7 protein-coding genes are annotated in these 6,592 nt (G+C 32.3%); 1 reads left to right on the top strand and 6 read right to left on the bottom strand.

Annotated elements, in window-relative coordinates; genetic code table 11:
- Nucleotide 1 precedes the first annotated feature (1 nt).
- From OQH62_RS07290 to OQH62_RS07315, 6 genes are all read right to left on the bottom strand, one after another.
- The gene (locus tag OQH62_RS07290) at nucleotides 2-949 is read right to left on the bottom strand and encodes a KpsF/GutQ family sugar-phosphate isomerase (protein ID WP_266015804.1); all 948 of its coding nucleotides are present in this window, start codon (nucleotides 947-949) and stop codon (nucleotides 2-4) included.
- An 8-nt stretch (nucleotides 950-957) separates the two neighbouring features.
- A complete protein-coding gene (locus OQH62_RS07295) occupies nucleotides 958-2,598 on the bottom strand; it encodes a polysaccharide biosynthesis/export family protein (protein WP_266015805.1) in 1,641 nt (546 codons plus the stop codon).
- 3 nt (nucleotides 2,599-2,601) lie between these two features.
- Entirely contained in the window at nucleotides 2,602-3,723 is a 1,122-nt protein-coding gene (locus tag OQH62_RS07300; RefSeq protein WP_266015806.1) for a capsule biosynthesis protein, read from the bottom strand.
- Between the two features lie 2 nt (nucleotides 3,724-3,725).
- Nucleotides 3,726-4,388, bottom strand: a complete 663-nt coding sequence (locus OQH62_RS07305) for an ABC transporter ATP-binding protein (protein ID WP_266015807.1) — start codon at nucleotides 4,386-4,388, stop codon at nucleotides 3,726-3,728.
- Nucleotides 4,385-5,167, bottom strand: coding sequence for an ABC transporter permease (locus OQH62_RS07310; RefSeq protein ID WP_266015808.1), 783 nt, complete (start codon nucleotides 5,165-5,167; stop codon nucleotides 4,385-4,387). The genes OQH62_RS07305 and OQH62_RS07310 overlap by 4 nt, the downstream gene beginning before the upstream one ends.
- A gap of 74 nt (nucleotides 5,168-5,241) precedes the next feature.
- A complete protein-coding gene (locus tag OQH62_RS07315; protein WP_266015809.1) occupies nucleotides 5,242-5,652 on the bottom strand; it encodes a hypothetical protein in 411 nt (136 codons plus the stop codon).
- Nucleotides 5,653-5,825: 173 nt separating this feature from the next.
- On the opposite strand from OQH62_RS07315, the gene OQH62_RS07320 reads away from it, so the two are divergent.
- Entirely contained in the window at nucleotides 5,826-6,521 is a 696-nt protein-coding gene (locus tag OQH62_RS07320; protein WP_266015810.1) for a dUTP diphosphatase, read from the top strand.
- Nucleotides 6,522-6,592: the final 71 nt, after the last annotated feature.

Raw genomic sequence — 6,592 nt, forward strand, 5'->3', positions numbered from 1 at the left:
TTTAGAGTTTGCCGATGGCAAAGAGTTGGATAATTCCTACAACTTTGTCATTTTTATGGACAACAATTTCTTTAATACTATGTTTGAGCATTAATTCTTCTGCTTGCGTTGCCATAGCTTCACAATCGATGATTTTAGGATTATAACTCATAATTTCTTTTGCTTTAAAATCAAACCGCGGTTTGTTATTTGCTTTCAAAGCCCTTCGTAAATCTCCATCTGTAATAATTCCTACTAGTTTTTCTTTTTCTAAAACTATACAAAGTCCGAGTTTTCCACTTGTCATAATACTTACTAAATCATTAAAATCAGTTTCTGGATGCACAATAGGAAGTTTTTCTGATACCATTACATCGCTTACTTTTGTTAAAAGCTTGCGTCCCAAACTTCCTCCCGGATGAAAGAGAGCGAAGTCATTAGGTTTGAATTTTCTTGCCTTCATCAAAGCCGCAGCTATAGCATCTCCCATAGCCAAACTTGCAGTTGTTGAAGACATAGGAGCAAGTTGTAAAGGACAAGCTTCTTTTTCTACACTTATGTTAAGTATGAAATCTGCTTGTTTTGCAAGAGTTGATTTTGTATTACCACTCATTACAATAAGAGGAATTGTACGTCTTTTTATCGCGGGGATAATCTTTAAAAGCTCTTCTGTTTCTCCTGAATTGGAAATGGCGAGTAAAACATCATTTGGAGTGAGCATTCCTAAATCTCCGTGCAGGGCTTCTCCCGGATGCATAAAAAAGCTCGGAGTTCCTGTACTTGCTAGAGTAGCAGCAATCTTTGCTGCTATATGCCCACTTTTACCCATTCCGCTTATAATACAGCGTCCTTTAATTTGAAGTATTAATTCAATTGCTTTAGTGAAATTTCCATCTAAATTTGAAGCCAAATGCAAAATACTTCCCGCTTCTATTTCAAAAACTTCTTTTGCAATTTTAAGTGCATTCATTGACAGCCTTAAAGTTTGAGTACAACATTCGTTGCGATAGCAATTTGATACAAAATTTGTGTAAGTATTGAAAAAATTTGCAGATTTTCACTTTCTATTTTTGGAAGTACGAGTACTGAATCTCCCGGTTTCATTTCTATACTTGAACGGTATTTTTCAGCCTTTCCATTTGTTCGTATAACCAAAATTTTAGAGGTATCAGCTCTTTCAGAAAGACCTCCTGCAAGATTAATATAGTATTTTAAACTTCCTCTTTGAGTATAAACAAAAGCACCGGGTAAAGCAATTTCACCTTGTACAATCACAAGATTATTTTTACTTGGGATATTGATAGTATCTTTGTCTTCTAAAACTATGTCTTTATATGATTTAACATTATCAATAACGATTTGTCCTTTTGGTTGTACCTGTTTGGCTCTTTGAATAAATTCAAGTATTGTTTTTGCTTGATTTGCACGAATTGAAGCCCCTTGAGCTGTTGCAGAAGTACTTGTTAAAGCTAAGGTTTCAAGCTCTTTCAATCCAGCATTAATAAGCTCTTTTTGTGTCCTTGCAACGCTTTGTCTGAAAATTTGCAAAGCATTCATATTGGACTGTGTATTCGGTATAATGAGTCGTGAAATATCTTCTAAGGTTGTACCTTTTTTTACAACTAGGGTTTTTGGTCCATTATGTTCGCCGTTAATACTAATGCTAATTTCATTAGAGGCATATTCCGGGTCAAATTTCACTTCATCGGCAGTTCTTAAAATTATTTTATTAAATTCTGATTTGTTATAGGCAGTAACTTTTAAGGTATGTTCTTCCCCATAGCTTCGCACCACCGCATTTGTAACTATCGGTTTTGCTCCTGAAATCCTTGCCAAGTCGCTTAAATTTTTTATATCGTTGCCAAGTTCAAAACGAAAGGGTTTTTGGACATCTCCACTTACAAAAACATATTTTTGTACATTTTCAACTAAAATAACATCCCCGCTACGAAAAGGGAAGAGTTCCATTTGTCCTTTGAGGAGAAAATTGTATAAATCTATTTTTTTAATTACAATGTTGTTTCTAAGTATCTGTATATTTCGAAAACTGCCATATTCTAAATTTATTCCTCCTGCTTTGTCAAGATATTGAATAATAGAATCAGAGCTTAATCCTTGATACAATCCGGGCGCATTCACGCTGCCTGTTACAAATACACTAACATTTTGATAAGCATTCATATCAGCATAAACGAAAACATTATTTTTATAAATTTTTTTCACTGCTGCTGTGATAACTGAAACTAAAGCACTGTTTTTTACACCTAAGAGATTGATGGCTCCGACTTTAGGGATAAAGATATTGCCTTGAGAATCAACAGATACAATTTGACTCAATTCAACAGCTCCCCACATTTTAAGACTGATTTGATCTCCTACTGCAATCTTATAATCAGGATTATAGACTCTTTGAGTAAAATCCTTAAAATTACCATTAAAAAGATGGGCTCCAAATATAGGAAATCCATTCGAAGAAGTGCTTGTATTATTTTCTGTGTTTATCGGTGTTGTTAGATTTGTGTTTTCATCAATAGAATTCTGCACCGCAGTAATTTGTGAAGTATCTACTGCTCCAAAGGCAAAAATAAAACTTAAAAATACAATAAATACATTCTTCATTTTTTAGTATTTATGCTCCTCTATAATGATTCTGATAAATTTAACAATACCAAAAAGCAAAGATAATATCATAAATGCGGTCAAAATATTATAAATTTTTTCGGGATATTTTGCACTTTGTGGTATATCTGGATTTTGTACAATGACAAGTTGTTTTATCTTTCGTATCGCTTCTATCCTTGCACTTTCATAAGCCTTTAAAGCTGCTTCGTAAGCACTTTGAGCAAAACTTGCTTCTATGGTTAAATTTTGAAACTGGGCTCCAAGCTCGTTGAGTTTTTGAGTAGGATTATCAGCAGAAATTTTAGCCTTTTCTCGTGTTAGCTGTTTTTTTAAAGCTACAATTTCTGCTTTTAAAGCTACAATTTCTGGAGCGCTGTCGTTCATATAGCTTTGAAGAGTAAGAAGTTTTGCTTCTCTTTGGGCAAGGTTTGCTTCAAGTTGTCCTACTAAATTGGCTTTCGTTTCAGCTTGTTTTAAAGGGTCAAAAACTCCATATTTGTTTTGAAAAGTTATGAGTTTGTTTTGGGCTTGTTGGTATCTTTGTTTGTATTTTAAAACTTCATTTTCAGCAAAAGCCATTTGCTCTCTTGCATTTTTATGCGAAATTTCATTGATAAATCTTTCACTCTCTTCCATAATGCTTATAGCTATTAAATGGGCTGAATTTGGTGTAAAGCCTTCCACATTTACATTTAAAAGTCCTGTTTTATCATCAATGTAGGTTTTTACACGATTTCGAAAATATTCTAAATAATACTCAAAAGAATTCCAATCCCAAATACTATAAGCTAAGTCAGTATGTTGTTCCTGATAGAGCTTTCGAAGATTGATTCTTTCATCAAGAATTTTTAACATATCAGAAGAATGAATATAGCCTTGTAAATATTTTAAATCTTCATTAGAATTTGAAGAGCTTGAAAGTAAAGAGAGTAATCCATTCGTTGTTTGTAAAGTTTCTGCGTTGGTTGAACGTACGCTTAAACTCATAGAACTTACATATCTGTCGCTAGCGATGAGTAAATAATAAAGGAGAACAAAAATCATACAAAACCAAACAGTGTTAAAAGAATTTAAAAAACTCAAATCTTTTATTATGGCAAATATACTTTTTTTTTCTTGCATACTTATTTTTTTCCTTGATATACTGCTATACCTTCATCTAAATCATCATAAACAGTGATTTGTCCATTTTGCATAAAAATAATTTTATCACACCATTCTTTAATTTCAGTTATATTGTGTGAAACCATAATAACCTTGGATTTGCTTAATCTTTCTCTGTACAGTTTTATACTTTTTTCTCTAAATTTTGGATCCCCTACAGCCCCTGCTTCATCGATAAGATAGTAATCAAAATCAAAAGCCATACTAAGACCAAAGGCTATTCTTGCACTCATACCTGATGAGTAAGTTTTCATAGGTTCATCAAAGAATTTTCCAAGTTCAGCGAAATCTTCTACAAATTGCACTTTTTCACGAAGTTCTTGTCCTTTATAGCCATAGACTCTCGCTACAAATTTCGCATTATCTCGTGCTGTAAGTGAGCCTTGAAAGGCACTGTTTAAGCCTAAAGGCCAAGAAAGCTTTTTGTTTGTGATTATTTTACCTTTATCTGGAAGTTCAGCACCACTTAGGAGTCTCATAAGCGTTGATTTACCTGCCCCATTGCCCCCCATAAGTCCTATGCTACAATTTTCAGGAAATTCGAAACTAAAATCTTTAAAAATATAGTGTCTTTTTCCACTAAATAAAGGGTAAGATTTGCTTAAATTTATAAGTTTTATCATTGTTTTCTAGCTGCTACAAGAGCTTGTCTGTTGTAATAATAGGCAAACAGTCCTATAAAAAGGACTACCATAATCCAAAATAGAGCATATGTGTAAGTATAGGCATCTTGCAAAGGGTAGTTTTGAAAAAAATTTGAACGTAGCAATTCCATTATATGGAGTAAAGGATTATAGTAGAAAACATCGAGTAAAGGACGAGGCATAAGCCAAGTTGGAAAAATCACACCTGAACACCAATAAAATATAATGCTAAAATACGCTAAAAGTGTTCGCAAAGGTTCGAAAAAATGCCAAATAATGGCAAAGCAAATTCCTAAAGAAAAACCTGAAGCAAGAAGTAGAAAAATGCAAAACATTACACCTAAAAAACGATTAGGAAAGACATCAAAATGGAAAAACCATCCTGCTACAAAGAGTACAGAGATGAAAATAATAAAGTAAATGCAAAATTCAAGCAAAGTTCTTGAAATGAAAACGTGAATAGGTTTTACAGGTTTGTAAGCAAAAAGAGATAAATTTGCCCCTATACCATTCATAAGTTGATTGACTATGCTACGAAACATAAAATAAGGCACTATTCCAGTAACTAAAAACATAAAAATGGAAATACCATCAGGCATTACTTGATGGTGGTACTCTCTAATTACAGTAACAATGATAGTTACGGTTAAAACCACAGACATAGGTTCTCCTACTACCCAAATATAACCTAAATGTCTGTTTGCACCAAAACGCGTCTTTAACTCTCTAAAAAAGAGGGCATAAACTACATCAAACATTAATCTCCTATTTATAATTTATAATCATAACTTACTTTTTTTAATAAAGACCTAATTTAATTTTTTGAAGTTTTCTACTTTGATCTGCTAAATTCGAGTTTTTTTTCAAGAAGAAGAGTATTGTCTGTGAATTTGACCCAAAAGATTTCTAAAGCATAAATTGTAGCTTTACTTGACAGTTTCGCAAAAGGAAATTGTTGAAAATACTGTTTTGTCTGCTGTGCAGTAGCTTCTTTAAAGAGAGCTTTAGCTTGAATACCTTTTAAAAGAGCGATTGAATCTTCTTTCGCAATGGTGATAGCGACATTGGGGTTTTTATAGGCTAAATGGATGTGTTTTGTATCTTTATCAGAGGCGATTATAAAGGCTAAAGAGTCTGCATCAAAGACATAAAAAGCACTTGCACTATACACTCCTTCTTCATCCTTCATAGCCCAAGATAGAAGTTTTTGTTTTGTAATAAAATGAAGAATTTTTGAATCCATAGTAATATTATACTCTAATTTATTCTAAGTGCTTTTTAATAAAACAGTAAATGGTTTTACTTTATTAAGCTAAACTTGTTTTTTATAAAGATACAAAACTAAGTTATAATAAATCTTAAAATACTTGAAACTTGTATTTTATATCAAATTTAGATGTCTTCTAAAGGTAACATATGCACGAAAAAGAGCTTGTAAAGACTATGTTGCAACTTCAGCAAAAACTTAATGACGAAACTAACGGCAAAGGCTGGGAAAATGGATATACAAAAGAGGGAAAACTTATCAGTTTTCGCCGTTGTATTTATATGGAATGTGCCGAACTTATCGATTCTTTTGCGTGGAAACATTGGAAAAATATTGCTTTGCCTACAAATTGGGAAAATGTACGCATTGAAATTGTTGATATTTGGCATTTTATTTTAAGTCTTTTGCTTGAAAATGGGAAAAAAGATGAGAAGGACTGTAATTTTTTGTCTATGGAACTTACTTCGCTTAGTACCTTTAAAGATTTTTGCAAACTTGAAACAAAACCAAGCGAAAATGCCAATGAAATTTATGGAATCTTGAATGATATTGAGCTTATTATCCACAAATGCAGTGGTTTTGATTTTGATTTAGGAGAATTACTTAATATCTACTTTACTTTAGCTTTAAAATGTGGCTTGAATTTATACAGCTTGTATAAAATTTATTTAGGTAAAAATGTTTTAAATGTTTTCAGGCAGAATCACGGTTATAAAGAAGGAGTATATAAAAAAAATTGGAATGGCAAGGAGGACAATGAAATTCTCAACGAACTTTTAAACCAAGAGTTGTCTTTTGAAATTCTTTATGAAAAACTTGAAAAATTATATATTAATGCTAAATAGGATTTCTTCAAAAGATTTTTCAGCGTACAATTTAGCTTCTTTACTTGTGTTGAGCTTTCTTTTTCTTTATA

Source organism: Campylobacter sp. MIT 21-1684, from assembly GCF_026241315.1.
Classification (GTDB): Bacteria; Campylobacterota; Campylobacteria; order Campylobacterales; family Campylobacteraceae; genus Campylobacter_D.

What these genes read in the sequence shown, in the direction of transcription:
- OQH62_RS07290 (WP_266015804.1), bottom strand. Translation starts at nt 949, where the DNA reads ATGAATGCACTTAAAATTGCAAAAGAAGTTTTTGAAATAGAAGCGGGA.
- OQH62_RS07295 (WP_266015805.1), bottom strand. Translation starts at nt 2,598, where the DNA reads ATGAAGAATGTATTTATTGTATTTTTAAGTTTTATTTTTGCCTTTGGA.
- OQH62_RS07300 (WP_266015806.1), bottom strand. Translation starts at nt 3,723, where the DNA reads ATGCAAGAAAAAAAAAGTATATTTGCCATAATAAAAGATTTGAGTTTT.
- OQH62_RS07305 (WP_266015807.1), bottom strand. Translation starts at nt 4,388, where the DNA reads ATGATAAAACTTATAAATTTAAGCAAATCTTACCCTTTATTTAGTGGA.
- OQH62_RS07310 (WP_266015808.1), bottom strand. Translation starts at nt 5,167, where the DNA reads ATGTTTGATGTAGTTTATGCCCTCTTTTTTAGAGAGTTAAAGACGCGT.
- OQH62_RS07315 (WP_266015809.1), bottom strand. Translation starts at nt 5,652, where the DNA reads ATGGATTCAAAAATTCTTCATTTTATTACAAAACAAAAACTTCTATCT.
- OQH62_RS07320 (WP_266015810.1), top strand. Translation starts at nt 5,826, where the DNA reads ATGCACGAAAAAGAGCTTGTAAAGACTATGTTGCAACTTCAGCAAAAA.